Consider the following 15,469-nt stretch of genomic DNA (forward strand, 5'->3'; position numbering starts at 1 on the left):
GGTTAAGCGCCCGCGTGGGACGGCCCAGGCAGTTGGTCAAAGTCATAGCGTGGCGTCCAGCCGAGCCGGTCGATGGTGTGCTGGGAGCCCCAGAGCTCATGCGCTTCGTGCGTGCTCATCACCGGGAAAACGTCGAGCGCAGCGTCTTCACGCTCCAACGCGAGACGGGCAACTTCCCCGACATCGCGACGATCACAGTCCAGCGGCGCGCGCTCCCCGATTTTCCGTCCGTATTTGTCGAGCATCGCGTCCGCATCCACGATGTAGCCAATGCGCAAAATGGAAATTGCCATGCCATGCTCACGGGCAAACTGCTGCCCCAAAGCTTCCTGACAAACCTTCGTGGCCCCATACAGACCACGCGCCGTATCCTGAGGAATGGTGCGCACCCACTGGCGATAATCGGTCGGCGGAATCACGCCCGTTGTCGATAAAATGACCACACGCCGAATCCCCTGCTCCACTGCGACATGCAACACATTGGCCGTGCCGGTGACGTTGATCTCAAAGCATAAGTCCGGCGTCTCGTAGGCATTGGGGCTACGCGGCGCCATGTGATTGATAATGATGCCGTCAACGCCATCCACAGCACGACGCACATCATTGAGATCCGACACGTCGCCTTTCAGGCATTCGTAGGGGGGCAGGTTCAGATCGAAGACGTCCATCAACCGCAGCTCATGCCCCGCCGCCACGATGGGTTCAATCATGCCACGGCTCAAGAAACCGCCGCCTCCGGTGATTAAAATCTTCATAGCGCCTCCTTCAGCCGCTGGATGACCAGATCGTAGTTGGCCATGTTGATAACGCCGTCATCGCCCATGCGAACAATGATCGCGTCGCACTCGGGCACAACGAGGCAGATTTGGTTCAAGTTGCCCTGTGCGGCGAATACCCGCTCGGACCCCGCAGGCCAGAGACGCTGACCGTTCAACTTGACGCCATTCACCCAATTGTGCAGCCCATAAGCGCCGGGCAGCCAGGCGCGATACCAGCCATCCTGCGCGTCCCACGGGGGGACCGCCGTGAGCTTTTGCGAGCTGGTCGCCTCCTCAATCCAGGAGCGGCTAACAAGCTGTTCGCCATCCCACTCGCCCCGCTGAAGCAATAGGCGGCCAACCAGCAGCAGGTTACGTGGACTCAAATGAACACCAGCCTGCAAAGCGCCGCTGCCGCCGTTGTTTTTCCCATCGGGGGTATCCAATGCGCCCCAGCGAAAGTAATCGTAGTCAATGCCGACTTTCTCGCCTATTCTTTGACGAAACAGATCCCCCATCGGCAAACCGCAGGCGCGCTTAACCGCCAGCGCAAGCCACTCTGATTCCGGCGAATAGTGCAAGCAGCGCCCCATGGGAAAACGCGGCTCAACCACGTCAAACGGATTGAGCGGCGAGCTCGGATCAGCTTTGCTGGCCCTCGTCTGGATGCCCGATGTAAACGTGAGCAAATGCCTCAGCGTGACAGTCGGGTAATGCGTTTCGAGCTCAGGCAGCCAGCGTATCGCCGGCGCATCGATGTCCAGCTTGCCCGCATCCACCATCAGCCCAACACAAAGCGAAGTGAAGGATTTCGTGCACGACCAGGCATTGTAGACACGATCAGTCGCCACGCCTTCCCAACGGATTTCGCCTGCTTGCCACAGGAGTGCTGAGTCAGCGCCATTGCCCAGCGAGATTGCGCGCAGCACGGCCATGACTGCGGCTGCATCACACTGGCCGATCACGTTAGGCGTTGAGGCTGTAGATTCCGAAAAAAGCATAATCAAAGGATGTATCCCCACTTGGGGACCTTTAAAAGTTGCCCCAACATGGACTTCGGTCAAGCGAAAACATCACGCGTTAGGTAGTGCTGAATTCATTTCAAAACTCCATTGACGCGCCCGGATTTGCTCAAAAAGTGATAGGCCATGATTCAAAACGTACGCCAGTTTGCTTTGCTCACCCTGCTTGTCTGCTCATTCGGGGCGGGGCTCCTGAATGCGCGGACCTGGACACATCAGGATGGACGCACGTTTGAGGGGGATTTATTACGGGTCGAAGGCGATGTCGCCGTAATTCAACGGGACTTAGACCAGCAGGTGTTCCGCGTGAAGATGGAAGTTCTCTCGTCAGAGGATCAGGACTATATAGAGAACTCTGCTACATCGCACTTCTTCGCAGACTTTGTAAAATCCGATCTGCCCTTTCTGCTCTTAATCGCACTATTAATTCCTCTGGAATTAGCATTAGTGTATTACGCGGGCAAGCTGTTCAGGCTGGATTCCTGGACTTTCGGACGCTCTGTCCTATGGCAAATATATTACGCATTCATTAATGTGGTGGGCAACGTTTTGGGAGGAATCTGCTTCTTCATTTACGCTTCAATTGAGCAGGCGAATGGGACATCAATCGATTCGCTACTTCAAAATGCCTATCACCCATTCTTCATCTTTTTATCGATTATTATCTACCTTATCAGCCTCTACCTTAATGCGATCTTCCTGAGGATTGGGATGATCCGCACCTTTTTCTTTATCCTTTGCTGTAGCTTGATAGTTGGGCTCGGATTCGCAGCTTTAGTGGTCATCAGCTTGCTAGCCGTCATGATTGCTGGGGGGTGATATCTCAAACTTTGAATTCTAATACCGCAACCTGAGCCAAATCGCCATTGACCTGGTTGCATTGTGCTGAATGGTGATTGCCCATGATTTCGCCGCTTGTCCGCATCTGGATTCTGTGCCTCGCGCTGAGCTTGACCCTCGGCGCGCTGGATGCCCGCACGTGGACGAATCAGGATGGGCGCACGTTTGAGGGGGAGTTCGTCCGCATCAACGGAGAGAACGTGACGATCCTTCGGTATGCCGACAACCGCGAGTTTACCATTTCCACCACGATCCTCTCCGAGGCAGACCAGGAATTTCTGCGTGAAAAAACGGCGCCAAAGCCATCCGTAAACCCCTTCGCTGATTTCAAGGACTTTGAAACAGAACGAACCGAACAAAGCGCGGACCCAGCGACCGATGCCCAACTCTCCGATGATCCACAGGAGCGCCTGGCGCGCATTCAGGAAGCGCTCCGCTCGCTGACTGATAATAATTCCGAGGATGCCGAGTATTATGCTGACGAACTGAAAAAACAGTTTTCCGGAGAAAATGTTGATCTGCTCATCGAGCGCACTCGCAAATTCGCACTCCTGGGCTTGATCGCCGTAGCCATTTTCATCCTGTGGGATGTGCTGCTCGTTTACCTGGTGGGTAAATTCTTTGACATCGCCCGCTGGTCAGTGTTTCGGTCAATCATTTGGCAAATGCTGCATTGGCTGCTGACGCTATTGCTGATCTCGGGCGTCACTTTCGCATGCGCCGCCCTGCTGCCTTATCTCGGCGTGACATGGGACCCAGAAGATCTGCCAACATTAGCGCAGACAAATCCCAAGGCGCCCCTGCTCTTCCTGAGCCTGTACTTACTGGGATTTACCGTGGCGCTAAAAATCCACTCCATATTCCTGAAGCTGCCCGTTTGGAAGACCATGCTTTTCCTGGTCGCAGCCATGTTTGGAGTGACCCTGGCGTGGGTGCTGACCGTCGCCATCTTCGTGGGCATATTCCTGGTCTTTGGTCCCACAGGCCTCGTGTGAAAAATATTCATCATCCTCATCAATCTCACCGATGATCCTGCGACAATGGGAACCTCACGGGACGTTACTTGACTGTAACTTACACGTGTGGGATAACTTTTTCTTTCCATCGGCTCAGAAACCGATAAACCCCTATTCCTACCATGTCACTCAATACAGAAGCTCTATCCCGCGCCGCAACCGAAGCGCGCGGTCTTTCCATGGACGCCGTTGCTGCCGCTAATTCCGGCCACCTGGGCCTGCCACTCGGCGCAACCGAAGTTGGCGCTGTGCTGTTCGGCTCCGCGCTGCAATGCAATCCCAAGGAACCGAAGTGGATCAACCGCGACCGCTTCATCCTCTCCGCCGGCCACGGCTCGATGTTCCTCTATTCCTGGCTGCACCTGTCCGGCTACGCTGTTTCCAAGGAGGACGTCGCTAATTTCCGCCAGTTGCACAGCATTACGCCCGGTCACCCGGAGTTCGGTGAAACTGACGGGGTCGAGTGCACCACCGGCCCACTTGGCCAGGGTGTCGGCAACGCCGTGGGCTATGCGGTGTCCGCCAAAATGCAGCAAGCGCTCTTTAACACCGCCGATGCGCCGATCCTCGATTACCACATCGTCTGCCTCGCGGGCGACGGCTGCCTCCAGGAAGGCGTTTCCTGCGAAGCCAGCGCCTACGCCGGTCGCTTCGGCCTCGATAACCTGATCCTGTTCTACGACAGCAACGACGTCACCCTCGACGCCATGGCCGACAAAACTCAGAACGAGGACACCGCCATGCGCTACGAGTCCTACGGCTGGGACGTCGTCACGCTCACCGACGGCAACGACATTGCCGCCATCGCCGCCGCCTACGAGAAGGCCAAGGCTGACGACAACGGCAAGCCGAAGATGATCATCCTGAAGACCGAAATCGGTCGTGGCATCCCCGAAGTCGCCGGCACGCAAAAGGCCCACGGCGAAGCTGGCGTGAAGTTCATCGACGCCGCCCGCGCCGCCCTCGGCCTGCCGGAAGAAAAGTTCTTCGTGTCCGAGGACACCAAGGCCTACTTTGCCTCCCTCACCGCTGAGCGCGAAGCTGCTTACGCAGACTGGAAGAGCAAGTTTGCCGCTTGGGAATCCGCCAATCCCGAAAAGGCTGCGCTCCTCGCCAAGGGCCTCTGCCACGAGCACCTCACTGCCGAGGAACTGCTCGCGAAGATTCCCGCGCTCGGCGACGAAAAGCCAGCCGCAACCCGCGCCACTGGCGGCAAGATTCTCAACGAAATCGCCAAGCACAGCCCGCTCGTTATTTCTGGCTCCGCCGACCTCCACGGCTCAACGAAGAACTACATCGACGGCGCAGGCGACTTCGACACCGACAACTTTGCTGGCCGCAATTTCCACTTCGGCATTCGCGAGCACGGCATGGGCGCCATCATGAACGGCATCGCCTACGACGGCGTGTTCAAGGTGTCTGGCGCAACCTTCTTCACCTTCTCCGACTACATGCGCCCGAGCGTTCGCCTCGCAGCGCTGGCCAAGCTGCCCTGCGTTTACATCTGGACGCACGACAGCGTGGGCGTCGGCGAAGACGGCCCAACTCACGAGCCCGTGGAAACCCTGACCGCAGTCCGCGCCATTCCGAACCTCGACGTGCTCCGCCCCGCCGATGGTGAGGAAACCGCCGCTGCCTGGGCGCACGCCATCGAGCGCGACGACGGTCCGACGGCCCTCATCCTGTCCCGCCAAAACCTGCCGGGCATGGGCGAGCTGAGCATCGAAGAGCGCCGCCAAGGCACGCTCAAGGGCGCCTACGTCGCCAAGAAGGAAACCGGCGAGCTCGACACGATCCTCATCGGCACTGGCTCCGAAGTGCAGCACTGCATCGCCGCCGCCAAGGAGCTCGGTGACGGCGTCCGCGTCGTTTCCATGCCGTCGATGAACCTCTTCGACGCCCAAAGCGACGAATACAAGGAGTCCATCCTACCCTCGTCCTGCCAGAAGCGCGTTTCGATCGAAGCCGGCATCACCATGCCATGGCACAAATACGTCTGCTCCAGCAAGGGCAAGATCCTCGGCATCGACCGCTTCGGCATCTCCGCCCCCGGCGACACCGTGATGAAGGAACTCGGCATGACCGCCGAAGACGTCATCGCCGCCGCGAAGTCCTTATAAGCCAGCATCCTGCTGGACCCGAGAGTTTTCTCTGCAACACAAAGTAACTTTGCAATACAAAGCCCCGTCAGTTCGCTGGCGGGGCTTTTTGCTATGCTTAGACTTCGAAGTTATTAATAGCTCCTACCTGCTGAAAATCCTTGGATTTCGCGACATGCGATCGCTGATGTCCAACAGCAGTTTACGTGAGCTATGCGGCATAGACCGTTTCCTTGGTCTGTTCGACTTCGGCTTGAAACAGCGGGTTGCGAAACTGATTTTGTGTCATCAAGTCCACGGGGCGTTTAAGAATTTTCTCCAAGCGCAGCTTGAAGCCCATGAATTGCTCAAAAGCTCCCTCAAAACCTTCACGCTCAAACTCAACTGTTAGATCAATGTCCTGAACTTGCTCCAGTGGTTTTCTCAGCACGGACCCAATCGCATGCAGTTGCTTCACGCGAAACAGTCGGCAAGCTTCGATAAACGCGAGATCGCTGAATATGCCTAAAGGTATGGATGACATTTTTCATCATTTGGCAGGTGATTCAATTTCACTGTTTATCGCCTCAGCGTCTTTGCGTCTTGAGCGAACAAAGTGAGCGGGCGTGAGATATATTGCGTATCTACTGAGCCTTTTACTAACAAATGACTTCCATTGCTCGTTCGATGACTGTTAGTCCATCCGGCAAAGCTGGCAGTCCATTACGCCCAGTCCCATACAACCAGCATCGCACGCCGACTTCGGCGCAGCGGGCCTGGACGGCGCGGGCGTTGCGGGGGTGGTGGATTAAGTCGAGGCGGCTGGAGCGCGTGTGCAGGAAGATCGGCGCGGAGCCTGCGGTAATGTAAGGCAGCACTTGGTGGACGCCGTATGGCTGCTCCAGCGCCAGGCAGAACGAGACGCCCAGCGGCTCGGCGTAAGTGGCCCACTCGGCAATGATCGCGCCAGCGGAACTGCCGCCGACCACGACCCGCGTTGGGTCGAAGTTGTATTCGTTGGCGCGTTCTTTAAGCAGGTGCACCGCAGTCGTGGCGGCGCGAATGAGCTTTAAATATTCCTCCTGACCAGCGGTGCGCTTGGCGCCGATGTCGCGCAGCAACGGGTAGCCGACACTGGCGATTGCGAAGCCGTCGTTCAGCAAGTTAAGAAGCTCGTCGCGGTAAGGCATCCGCGCCTTGTTGCCGCTGAGAAAGGCGCCGCCGTGATACATGACAATGAGCGGCGTGGGCGCATCGCTTTGCGGCAACCAGAGGTCCAGCGTGCAGCGGGCAAAGGCGTCGTTGTAGCGCAAGTCCGCGTGTGTTGGCGCTGGCGATTCATTGCCCTTCGCGGTAACAGGGTTCACCAAGCTGGAGATGAAGCGCTTCATGTTCGCCGCATTTATCGCGGCTGAGCTTCAGCATTTCAAGAGCGACATCGGGAAGTTGTTGAACGACCGTTGCCGTTTACTCGACCTCGCCCGCCCAAACAGCACGGATGATCTCCATTGCGTGGGGGATGAAGTTATCTTGGCCTCCCGGCAATTCGGGGAGCGCGTTGTTGTTCGTGCCGTAAAGCCAACAGGTGACGCCGACTTCGTCGCAGTGTTTTTTAACCGCTACAGCGTAGTTCGGATGATGGGTCATGTCGTTGGCGCCGGACTTGGTGAAGAGCATCAGCGGCGGGTCACCTTGCTTGATGTGCGGGGTCACGATTTCAACTGCGTAGGGCTGCTGGATTGCCAAACAAAAGGAGACGCCCAGCTTCTCAGTGTAGGTGATGTATTCCGCAATGACGGCGCCTGCCGACGAACCGCCGACCACGAAGCGCTCGGGGTCCAGGTTGTAGTCTTCGGCGTGTTCCTGAAGAAAGCGAATGGAGTTCGCGGCTTCGCGCATACAGGCGAAGTAAGGCTCGGCTTGCGTGAAAGGGTTTGCCGTTTGGCCATCGGGGACGTCCTTGAGCAACGGATAGCCAATGCTGGCGACCGCAATACCCTGATCGACCAGCGGCAGCAACTGGTGGCGAAACGGCATGTTCTTATCCTTGCTCCCACCCTTGAAGCCACCTCCGTGAAACACGACCACGAGTGGCGTTGGTTTATCGCTTTCGGGGAGCCAGAGGTCCATTGTGCTGCGCGAATAAGCGTCACTGTAGCGCAGGTCGTCGTGCGTGGGTTGGCCTGCGGCAAGGGCGGCGCAGGGGATTAGCGCGGCGGGCAGAAGGGTGCGAAGCGAACGTTTCATGGATAGATATATACCCTGCCGACGGCGAAAAGTTCAATTAGATCGCCACGGTGTATGGGCTGTTCCGGATATTTCGCCCACATCGCGCTTGGGGTTTGCGCAATACATAGCATCAATTATCGTGGCCTTATGTCCGCTGTCGAAATTGGCCAACCGCTGCCTAACTCTATCCGCGCCCTGCCCCTGCTTCGCGGCGATGGCGAGTCTGTGTCCGTCGAGTCGTTGATCGCCCAGCCGGCGCTGGTGCTGGTGTTCCTCCGCCACTTCGGTTGCCTGGCGTGTCGCGAGCATGTGGGCTTGTGGAAGCCGCATTTGGCGACGTTTGCGGAACTCGGCGTTCGTGTGAATTTCGTGGGCAATGGCGACGTCGATCATCTACGTGGCTTCATCGAAAAGGCAGGCTTAGCCAATGAGCCCGCCGATGTGCTGACCGATCCCGAGCAAGTGGTCTACGCGGCGCTGGGATTGGAGAATTCTGTGGCCTCCGTGCTAAGCCCGGGCGCCATGTTCAACGCCCTGCGCGCAGTGGCTCGCGGCAACCTGCAAACATCCGTCGAAGGCGACCCGACTCAACAGGGCGGTGTGCTGATCGTCGATGGTGAGGGCAAGGTTGCGCTGCTCCACCGCGAGGCGCGGCTTGGCGATTACCTGCCAGTGGAGCAGGCCTTGCAGACGGTCAAAAGCCTCGCCTAAAGCTTCAGGCGACTGAGGCCGATTTTCACGACGACTTTTTTCACGCTCACGGATGCATCGCCAGGATTGAGCGCGGGCATGTGGGCATCCTGCGGCAGGAGCAGGGCAAAGGTTCCGGGCTCCATGGTTAGCTGGAGCTTGGCGGGCGACTCGTATTGATAAAACTCTACATCCTTGTCTACAGAGTAAGGCGTCTTGACCGAAAGCGTATGCGTGGGATAGACCGCGATTCGCTCGGCTTCCACGAGGGACATTTGGATATCGGCAAATTTTCGGTGCGATTCGAGAACGGCGTCGGGGGCGTCGGCCGCCTTGGTGTCGTAGGTCATCACGCGGGCAAAAAGCGTATCGCCATCGATCGGGTATTCGCCATCCGGCGTGTCGGGGCCGATGCTGTTCAAGAACGCAAAGGCCCGCTCCCACGCCTCGCCAAGCGTGTAAGTCTGCCAGTTGGAAATGTGGTCAACGATCATTCCGCCAGCAGACTCGAACCTCGCCTGAAACGCAAGCCGCCACCTTGGCTAATGCTAGCTGGGCACAAAAAAATTCGGCTCGCTGGACTTCAATCCATCAAGCCGAACTTTAATCTTACTCCTTTAATCTTTAATCTCCGCGCCAGCGGCGCGGCTAAAGCTCCCGGGCGAACTCCTGCAGGGAACGCACTTCGAGCGGGCTTTCCTTGAGGGCCTTGATGCCGTTGAGCGCGCCTTCGGCGAAGCTGAGCGTCGTCATGATGCACACCTTGCGCAGCACGGCTTCTTCGCGGATCTGGTTTTCGTCGATGCGCGGAGTCTGGCCGCTGGGCGTGTTGATGATGAGCTGCATCTGGCCGTTCTTGAGCATGTCCAGCACGTTCGGGCGGGCGCCCTCACTGAGCTTGAACAGACGCTGAACCGGGATGCCCGCTTCTTCGAGAACGGTCGCTGTGCCGGAAGTGGAATGAATCTTAAAGCCGAGCTTATCCAGCTCACGGGCCAGTTCCACAGCGCGTGGCTTATCGCGATCACGGACGGACAGGAAGACGTTGCCTTCGGTCGGCAAGGCAGGTTGAGCGGCCATCTGGCTCTTGGCGATCGCCAGGCCGAGGTCGTAGTCGAGGCCCATGACTTCACCCGTCGAGCGCATTTCCGGCGACAGCGTGATCGGCGCGCCCGGGAAACGGACGAACGGGAACACGGCCTCCTTAACGGCCCAGTAATGCGGCGTCACTTCCTCGGTGAAACCGATTTGCTGCAGCGTCTCGCCAGCCATGACGCGAGCGGCGTATTTGGCCAGCGGCGTGCCGATTGCCTTGGAGATAAACGGCGCGGTGCGCGAGGCGCGCGGGTTGACTTCGAGGATGTAAAGTTCGTCGTCTTTGATCGCGTATTGGACGTTCATCAGGCCCACCACTTCCAGCTCGCGGGCCAGAGCATAGGTGGCCTCGCGAACCGTGTCGAGCATCTCCTTGGAAAGGGTGTGCGGGGGCATGACCATCGCTGCGTCACCCGAGTGAACGCCGGCGTATTCGATGTGCTCCAGCATGCCGCCGATGACAACCGTCTTGCCGTCACTGATGGCGTCCACGTCGAGCTCGATGGCGTCTTCGAGGAACTTGTCAATGAGGACCGGATGACCAGGAGCGACATCAAAGGCCTGGCGAATGACGCGCTTCAGCTCCTCGGTGTCATACACGATGAACATGCCGCGACCACCGAGAACAAAGCTCGGGCGCAGGAGGATCGGGAAGCCAATCTCACCCGCCAACTCGTAAGCCTGCTCCGGCGCCAGGGCCGTGGCGTTGCGTGGCTGCTTGAGGCCGATGCGGTCGAGGATCTGCTTAAAGAGTTCGCGGTCTTCGGCGGCGTCGATCATTTCGGGCGAGGTGCCGATGATGTTTACGCCGTTTTCCTTGAGCTGCGTGGCGAGGTTGAGCGGGGTTTGCCCGCCGAACTGCACGATGGCGCCGCAGCAACCTTCCTGGTTGTAAATTTCGAGCACGTCTTCAAGCGTGAGCGGCTCGAAGTAAAGGCGGTCGGAAGTGTCGTAGTCCGTGGAGACGGTTTCCGGGTTGGAGTTGACCATGACGGTCTCGTAGCCAGCGGCGCGCAGGGCGTAGCTGGCGTGGACGCAGCAGTAGTCGAACTCAATCCCCTGCCCGATGCGGTTCGGGCCGCCGCCGATGATCATGACCTTCTTGGTGTCGGTCTTGATGATCTCATTTTCCAAACCATAGGTGGAGTAGTAATACGGCGTGTAGGCCTCAAACTCCGCCGCACAGGTGTCGACCAGGCGGTAAACCGTGTTGATGCCGTATTCGTCGCGCAGCTTCTTGATGTTGCGGATCTTGGTGTTGACGATGTGGCTGAGCTGCACGTCGCTGAAGCCGCTCTCCTTGGCCATGCGCAACAGCTCGGGAGTCAGCCCCGAAATACGGGCGTCGCGCAGCTTCTTTTCCAGCTCGACGATTTCCTGCAGTTGAACGAGGAACCAGCGGTCGATCTTGGTAAATTCAAATACCTCGTCGAGCGACATGCCTGCCAGCAACGCGTAGCGTATATAAAAAACGCGCTCCATGGTGGGCTTGGCGAGACCGGCGCGGATGGCGGTCTTGTCGGGCAGGTCGTCGTCGCCGTATTTGCCGCCGCCACCGAAGCCGCGGGCGCCGATTTCGAGCGAGCGCAGCGCCTTCTGGAAAGATTCCTTAAAGGTGCGGCCAATGGCCATGGCTTCACCAACGGACTTCATCGACGAGGTCAGGGTGACGTCGGCGCCGAGGAACTTCTCAAACGTGAAGCGCGGCATCTTCGTGACCACGTAGTCGATGGTCGGCTCGAAGGAGGCTGGGGTCTCGCGTGTGATGTCGTTCTTCAGCTCGTCCATCGAGTAGCCAACGGCGAGCTTGGCCGCGATCTTGGCGATCGGGAAGCCCGTGGCCTTGGAGGCCAGCGCCGAGGAGCGCGATACGCGGGGGTTCATCTCGATGACGATCATGCGGCCGTTCTCGGGATTGACGGCGAACTGGATGTTCGAGCCGCCAGTCTCAACGCCAATCGCGCGGATGACGGCGAACGACGCGTCGCGCATAAGCTGGTATTCCTTGTCGGAAAGCGTCATCGCTGGAGCGATGGTGATGGAGTCGCCCGTGTGGACGCCCATCGGGTCAAAGTTTTCAATGGAGCAAATGACCACGCACTGGTCCTTGTGGTCACGCATGACCTCCATTTCGTATTCTTTCCAACCCAGGAGACATTCTTCGACGAGCACTTCGTTGACCGGAGATGCGTCCAGGCCGTAGGCGATCATCTTGTCGAATTCTTCCTTGTTGTAGGCAATGCCGCCGCCGGTGCCGCCGAGGGTGTAGCTCGGGCGGATGATGAGCGGGTACTGGCCAATCTCCAAGGCGGCTTCACGCGCGCCTTCGAGCGTGTGGACCGTCTTGCTCATCGGAATGTCGAGGCCGATTTCGAGCATGATCTGGCGGAACTTCTCGCGGTCTTCGCCGCGCTCGATGGCGTCCTTCTTCGCGCCGATCAGCTCCACATTGTATTTCTCGAGGATGCCCAGCTCGTCCAGCTTGAGCGAAAGGTTGAGGCCGGTCTGTCCGCCGAGGGTCGGCAAGAGGGCGTTGGGCTTCTCGCGCTGGATGATCTTTTCAACGATCTCCGGGGTCAGCGGCTCGACGTAAGTCGCGTCGGCAAAGTCCGGGTCGGTCATGATCGTGGCCGGGTTCGAATTGACGAGCACTACGCGGTAGCCCTCTTCTTTAAGCGCCTTACAGGCTTGTGCGCCGGAGTAGTCAAATTCGCAAGCCTGGCCGATAATAATCGGGCCAGAGCCAATGATCAGGATGGTTTCAATGTCGGTGCGCTTGGGCATGGTCGGGTTCTAGATTTGGGCAAAATTTCGCGGAGTTTTGGCGCCTACTTGCGCGGGGGCAAGTAAGATTAAAGGAAAAAGGAAAAAGATTGAAGGGGGGAAATGCGGCTTTTGAGGGCGCGTATCTGCAAATGACTGATGATGAATTATTTCAGCAACCCATCGGCCACGGCTTGGTCCAGCTTGCCCTTGACCACGGCCCAGACCGCCTCGCTGCCTTTGGCAATGCGGCTGTTGACCGCGTAAACGCTCTCGGCTGGGATGTTGTGCGTTTTCCAGCTGTGGCCGTCACTGTTGATGTTTTGCAGGATGGGCGGAATGCGGTCGATGCCGCGCGCGTAGCGGGAGTCCGCCGTTTCGCCGGCCTCAAACTCATACCAGAGCGCGAGGTATTCCTCGGCCTGATCGGCGGGCAGGTAGGCCAGGAGGCGTTTGACGCCCTCGGCTTCCTCGGCCTTCAGCTCGGGCGCTTCACTGGAGTAGATAATGGTGTCGCCCACGTCGATCTCCCCCAGATCGTGGATAATGAGCATGCGGATGACGCGGTCGATGTTGATCGGCTCGTTGGCGTGCTCACGGAGGGTTAGGGCGAGCAGACATACGTGCCAGCTGTGCTCAGCCGAGTTTTCATAGCGGTCCAGCCCCGTGGGCTTGGTCTTGCGGTGGACGTTTTTCAGTTTCTCAACCTCAACAATGAAGTCCAGAATGCGCGTAATTTCCTCCATAGTGATATTGGATATAAGAGACGCTGAACAAACCGCCAACGCCTTTGTCGCAAAAATCGTGAAAGAAGACTACGTGATCATCCTCCTGGGTTGGGAGAAACGCCGCCTGGTTTACAATGGGTTGCTGATCGCGGTGACGGTGACGCTTTGTGCGCAGCTAAATTTGTGGGGGCGCTTGGGCCGCGAGTTTTTCGAGCTAAACCTGCTGGTTCTGGCGCTGGTGGCAAACGTGCTTTACCTGCTGGGCCCGGCAATGGAGTGCTTCCTGACGCACCGTGGGCGTGACTGTTTTTGGATTCGCCGCGGCATGTTCTGGGGCGGCACGCTGCTATCCATGGCCATGGCCGCCTACCTGCTTTACTCGTTTGCATTTCCACTGGAAACACGGCTGTTTAACTAAGAACGGAAACGAAAGAAGGACTAGGCAGTGCCTGGAAACGCATGTTCGGCGCTGAAATTTGCGTATGTAAGCCGTTGATTATCAGCGTGATTTAATAGTGAAAGCCACTCACTAATAAAATGCTCGGGCGTTCACTTTTTGTTTGTGATCGAGCGCGGTAAGTTTAGTGTTTTATTGATCACCATACACATCATTGCGCTGCCGTAGGATAAGCGTCCCGCCTGTGCTGTTTCGGTTAGGTGGAGTCGAGGCACAGGCGGGACGCCTATGCTACTTAACCGCGCCACTCAAACTCATAACTCATCCAACCTTACCCACCTTACCAACATCCCAACCTTCAAACTTTCAAACTTTCAAACTTTCGAACCTCCAAACCCATGAACCTCCCCTCCCCCTACCATCCGCCATAGTGAACACCGCGAAGGTATCCCAGTCGACGCCATGCGAGGCCATTCGGGCCGCGTGCATTGGGTGCCGGGCAAACAGGCTCATTCGCGAACTGACTTGGTGACAGCAATCAGCCTCGCGACGCCCAGCTCTGCCCGACCCACTCACTGCACGACGCCCTATGCCAGCCTGGTCAGCGCCGCGTCGACGTGTGAGTGGCGGAGTGATCCGTCGCTCCAGCCGGCGGCCCCTGAGCCGCCTGCGCCCCACCTGCGCCTCGTCACGGCGAGCGGGCGGGTGGGGCAATGTTCTTTGATATTAATTTGTGGCGGCTTTACCCCCCCCCTCCCCGGGCCCCTCGGTGCAGGTCACTGAAAATTTTAGACGCCCTCTGAGAGATTGAGTACTCCCCGAGTTGCCTTTAATTTTTAATCTGCTCACTTTAATCTCTTCATGCCCATTCCCCTACATTGGCACACGGAGCCGCTGTTGCTCCTGCTGTTGATTGGCGCTGGTTGGCTCTACGCCCTGGCGACAGGGCCACTGCGTGACAAACTGGCCTCCGGCGAACGATTTGACGCGCTCAAGGCCGTCAGCTTCTACCTGGGCCTGATTGCGGCGTATTTGACAGTGGGCTCGCCACTTGACCAGTGGGGCGAGGACTTCCTGTTTTCCGCGCACATGGTGCAGCACATGCTGCTGGTTTACCTCGTACCGCCGCTGTTGATCCGCGGTTTGCCGACCTGGCTCGCTGATTGGTTGCTGGCGACGAAGGTGATCCGCGCGCCGGTGAAGATCCTGGTTCACCCGTTTGTGGCGTGGCTAATTTTCACGGCGCTCTACACGATTTGGCACAGACCGGCGCTCTACGAACTGGCCCTGCAGGATAAGACCGCCCACATCCTGGAGCATTGGTGCATGTTTATCCCAGCCCTCATGATGTGGTGGCCAATCATCAGCCCGAGTAAACTCGTGCCGCCGATCAACTACGGGCCACGCATGATTTACCTATTCTTATTGATGGTCGGTCAACTGCCGGTGTTTGGGTTCCTGACCCTCTCTGACACAGTCCTCTACCCCACTTATGAATGGGCGCCGCGCATTACGCACCTGTCTCCACTGCAAGACCAGATACTCGGCGGACTGATCATGAAAGTCACTAACATGGGCGTCTCACTGACGCTGCTCGGCTGGTGCTTCTACGCCTGGTATCGGCAGGACAATCCAGATACCGCCTAGGAGCTTCTGATAATATTATTATGTTTTAATTAAAAACCAAGGGAACACATCATCAGTCTTTTATACATGACTGACTGCGCGCAAGTTGCTCCACTTTGGCCCGAATGCTTGGCCGCCTTCTCGGCGATTGTTGAAACGACCAGTCCGCCGAGCTAACGATAGGTCAGCACGGCAAAACCATGTAGCGGCGCTCCTGAACCTGCTCG

At 57.8% G+C, this 15,469-nt stretch carries 14 protein-coding genes; 6 read left to right on the plus strand and 8 right to left on the minus strand.

Annotation, left to right across the window (positions count from 1 at the left end; genetic code table 11):
* Nucleotides 1–2: 2 nt before the first annotated feature.
* Together RBB63_RS06080 and RBB63_RS06085 are read right to left on the minus strand one after the other, a co-directional pair.
* Nucleotides 3–755, minus strand: a complete 753-nt coding sequence (locus RBB63_RS06080; RefSeq protein WP_309382138.1) for an NAD-dependent epimerase/dehydratase family protein — start codon at nucleotides 753–755, stop codon at nucleotides 3–5.
* On the minus strand, nucleotides 752–1,759 hold the full coding sequence (locus RBB63_RS06085; RefSeq protein ID WP_309382140.1) for a serine hydrolase domain-containing protein: 1,008 nt from the start codon (nucleotides 1,757–1,759) through the stop codon (nucleotides 752–754). The genes RBB63_RS06080 and RBB63_RS06085 overlap by 4 nt, the downstream gene beginning before the upstream one ends.
* Before the next feature lie 147 nt (nucleotides 1,760–1,906).
* Here RBB63_RS06085 and RBB63_RS06090 point away from each other — a divergent pair, with 147 nt between their 5' ends.
* The 3 genes from RBB63_RS06090 to tkt all read left to right on the plus strand — a co-directional run bounded on the left by RBB63_RS06090 (nucleotide 1,907) and on the right by tkt (nucleotide 5,756).
* The gene (locus tag RBB63_RS06090) at nucleotides 1,907–2,599 is read left to right on the plus strand and encodes a hypothetical protein (RefSeq protein WP_309382142.1); all 693 of its coding nucleotides are present in this window, start codon (nucleotides 1,907–1,909) and stop codon (nucleotides 2,597–2,599) included.
* A gap of 83 nt (nucleotides 2,600–2,682) precedes the next feature.
* Entirely contained in the window at nucleotides 2,683–3,615 is a 933-nt protein-coding gene (locus tag RBB63_RS06095; protein WP_309382144.1) for a hypothetical protein, read from the plus strand.
* A gap of 143 nt (nucleotides 3,616–3,758) precedes the next feature.
* Nucleotides 3,759–5,756, plus strand: a complete 1,998-nt coding sequence (gene tkt, locus RBB63_RS06100; RefSeq protein WP_309382146.1) for a transketolase — start codon at nucleotides 3,759–3,761, stop codon at nucleotides 5,754–5,756.
* Between the two features lie 190 nt (nucleotides 5,757–5,946).
* Here the strand turns inward: tkt and RBB63_RS06105 are convergent, their stop codons facing one another.
* From RBB63_RS06105 to RBB63_RS06115, 3 genes are all read right to left on the minus strand, one after another.
* Nucleotides 5,947–6,258 carry a nucleotidyltransferase domain-containing protein gene (locus RBB63_RS06105; RefSeq protein ID WP_309382148.1) on the minus strand — a complete coding sequence of 104 codons (312 nt, stop codon included), beginning with the start codon at nucleotides 6,256–6,258 and terminating at the stop codon, nucleotides 5,947–5,949.
* Between the two features lie 115 nt (nucleotides 6,259–6,373).
* On the minus strand, nucleotides 6,374–7,105 hold the full coding sequence (locus RBB63_RS06110; RefSeq protein ID WP_309382150.1) for an alpha/beta hydrolase fold domain-containing protein: 732 nt from the start codon (nucleotides 7,103–7,105) through the stop codon (nucleotides 6,374–6,376).
* Nucleotides 7,106–7,181: 76 nt separating this feature from the next.
* The gene (locus tag RBB63_RS06115) at nucleotides 7,182–7,961 is read right to left on the minus strand and encodes an alpha/beta hydrolase (RefSeq protein ID WP_309382152.1); all 780 of its coding nucleotides are present in this window, start codon (nucleotides 7,959–7,961) and stop codon (nucleotides 7,182–7,184) included.
* A 129-nt stretch (nucleotides 7,962–8,090) separates the two neighbouring features.
* Between RBB63_RS06115 and RBB63_RS06120 the strand changes: the two genes are divergently transcribed.
* Nucleotides 8,091–8,654, plus strand: coding sequence for a peroxiredoxin-like family protein (locus RBB63_RS06120; RefSeq protein WP_309382154.1), 564 nt, complete (start codon nucleotides 8,091–8,093; stop codon nucleotides 8,652–8,654).
* Here the strand turns inward: RBB63_RS06120 and RBB63_RS06125 are convergent.
* The 3 genes from RBB63_RS06125 to RBB63_RS06135 all read right to left on the minus strand — a co-directional run bounded on the left by RBB63_RS06125 (nucleotide 8,651) and on the right by RBB63_RS06135 (nucleotide 13,237).
* Nucleotides 8,651–9,127: a NanQ anomerase/TabA/YiaL family protein gene (locus RBB63_RS06125; protein ID WP_309382156.1), complete on the minus strand. Its 477-nt coding sequence runs from the start codon at nucleotides 9,125–9,127 to the stop codon at nucleotides 8,651–8,653. The two genes, RBB63_RS06120 and RBB63_RS06125, sit on opposite strands and share 4 nt — an antisense overlap.
* A 154-nt stretch (nucleotides 9,128–9,281) precedes the next feature.
* Nucleotides 9,282–12,512 (minus strand): carbamoyl-phosphate synthase large subunit, encoded by a 3,231-nt coding sequence (gene carB / locus RBB63_RS06130; RefSeq protein ID WP_309382158.1) that lies wholly within the window; start codon nucleotides 12,510–12,512, stop codon nucleotides 9,282–9,284.
* A gap of 146 nt (nucleotides 12,513–12,658) precedes the next feature.
* Nucleotides 12,659–13,237, minus strand: coding sequence for an HD domain-containing protein (locus tag RBB63_RS06135; protein ID WP_309382159.1), 579 nt, complete (start codon nucleotides 13,235–13,237; stop codon nucleotides 12,659–12,661).
* Here RBB63_RS06135 and RBB63_RS06140 point away from each other — a divergent pair.
* Both RBB63_RS06140 and RBB63_RS06145 read left to right on the plus strand, forming a co-directional pair.
* A complete protein-coding gene (locus tag RBB63_RS06140; RefSeq protein ID WP_309382161.1) occupies nucleotides 13,218–13,637 on the plus strand; it encodes a hypothetical protein in 420 nt (139 codons plus the stop codon). The two genes, RBB63_RS06135 and RBB63_RS06140, sit on opposite strands and share 20 nt — an antisense overlap.
* Before the next feature lie 840 nt (nucleotides 13,638–14,477).
* Nucleotides 14,478–15,263 (plus strand): cytochrome c oxidase assembly protein, encoded by a 786-nt coding sequence (locus RBB63_RS06145; protein WP_309382163.1) that lies wholly within the window; start codon nucleotides 14,478–14,480, stop codon nucleotides 15,261–15,263.
* Nucleotides 15,264–15,469: the final 206 nt, after the last annotated feature.

Source organism: Cerasicoccus frondis, from assembly GCA_031296915.1.
GTDB classification, from domain to species: domain Bacteria; phylum Verrucomicrobiota; class Verrucomicrobiia; order Opitutales; family Cerasicoccaceae; genus Cerasicoccus; species Cerasicoccus frondis.

Bases quoted from the DNA above. Each gene is read 5' to 3' on its own strand.
- RBB63_RS06080 (WP_309382138.1), bottom strand. From the start codon at position 755: ATGAAGATTTTAATCACCGGAGGCGGCGGTTTCTTGAGCCGTGGCATG.
- RBB63_RS06085 (WP_309382140.1), bottom strand. From the start codon at position 1,759: ATGCTTTTTTCGGAATCTACAGCCTCAACGCCTAACGTGATCGGCCAG.
- RBB63_RS06090 (WP_309382142.1), top strand. From the start codon at position 1,907: ATGATTCAAAACGTACGCCAGTTTGCTTTGCTCACCCTGCTTGTCTGC.
- RBB63_RS06095 (WP_309382144.1), top strand. From the start codon at position 2,683: ATGATTTCGCCGCTTGTCCGCATCTGGATTCTGTGCCTCGCGCTGAGC.
- tkt (WP_309382146.1), top strand. From the start codon at position 3,759: ATGTCACTCAATACAGAAGCTCTATCCCGCGCCGCAACCGAAGCGCGC.
- RBB63_RS06105 (WP_309382148.1), bottom strand. From the start codon at position 6,258: ATGTCATCCATACCTTTAGGCATATTCAGCGATCTCGCGTTTATCGAA.
- RBB63_RS06110 (WP_309382150.1), bottom strand. From the start codon at position 7,105: ATGAAGCGCTTCATCTCCAGCTTGGTGAACCCTGTTACCGCGAAGGGC.
- RBB63_RS06115 (WP_309382152.1), bottom strand. From the start codon at position 7,961: ATGAAACGTTCGCTTCGCACCCTTCTGCCCGCCGCGCTAATCCCCTGC.
- RBB63_RS06120 (WP_309382154.1), top strand. From the start codon at position 8,091: ATGTCCGCTGTCGAAATTGGCCAACCGCTGCCTAACTCTATCCGCGCC.
- RBB63_RS06125 (WP_309382156.1), bottom strand. From the start codon at position 9,127: ATGATCGTTGACCACATTTCCAACTGGCAGACTTACACGCTTGGCGAG.
- carB (WP_309382158.1), bottom strand. From the start codon at position 12,512: ATGCCCAAGCGCACCGACATTGAAACCATCCTGATCATTGGCTCTGGC.
- RBB63_RS06140 (WP_309382161.1), top strand. From the start codon at position 13,218: ATGCGCGTAATTTCCTCCATAGTGATATTGGATATAAGAGACGCTGAA.
- RBB63_RS06135 (WP_309382159.1), bottom strand. From the start codon at position 13,237: ATGGAGGAAATTACGCGCATTCTGGACTTCATTGTTGAGGTTGAGAAA.
- RBB63_RS06145 (WP_309382163.1), top strand. From the start codon at position 14,478: ATGCCCATTCCCCTACATTGGCACACGGAGCCGCTGTTGCTCCTGCTG.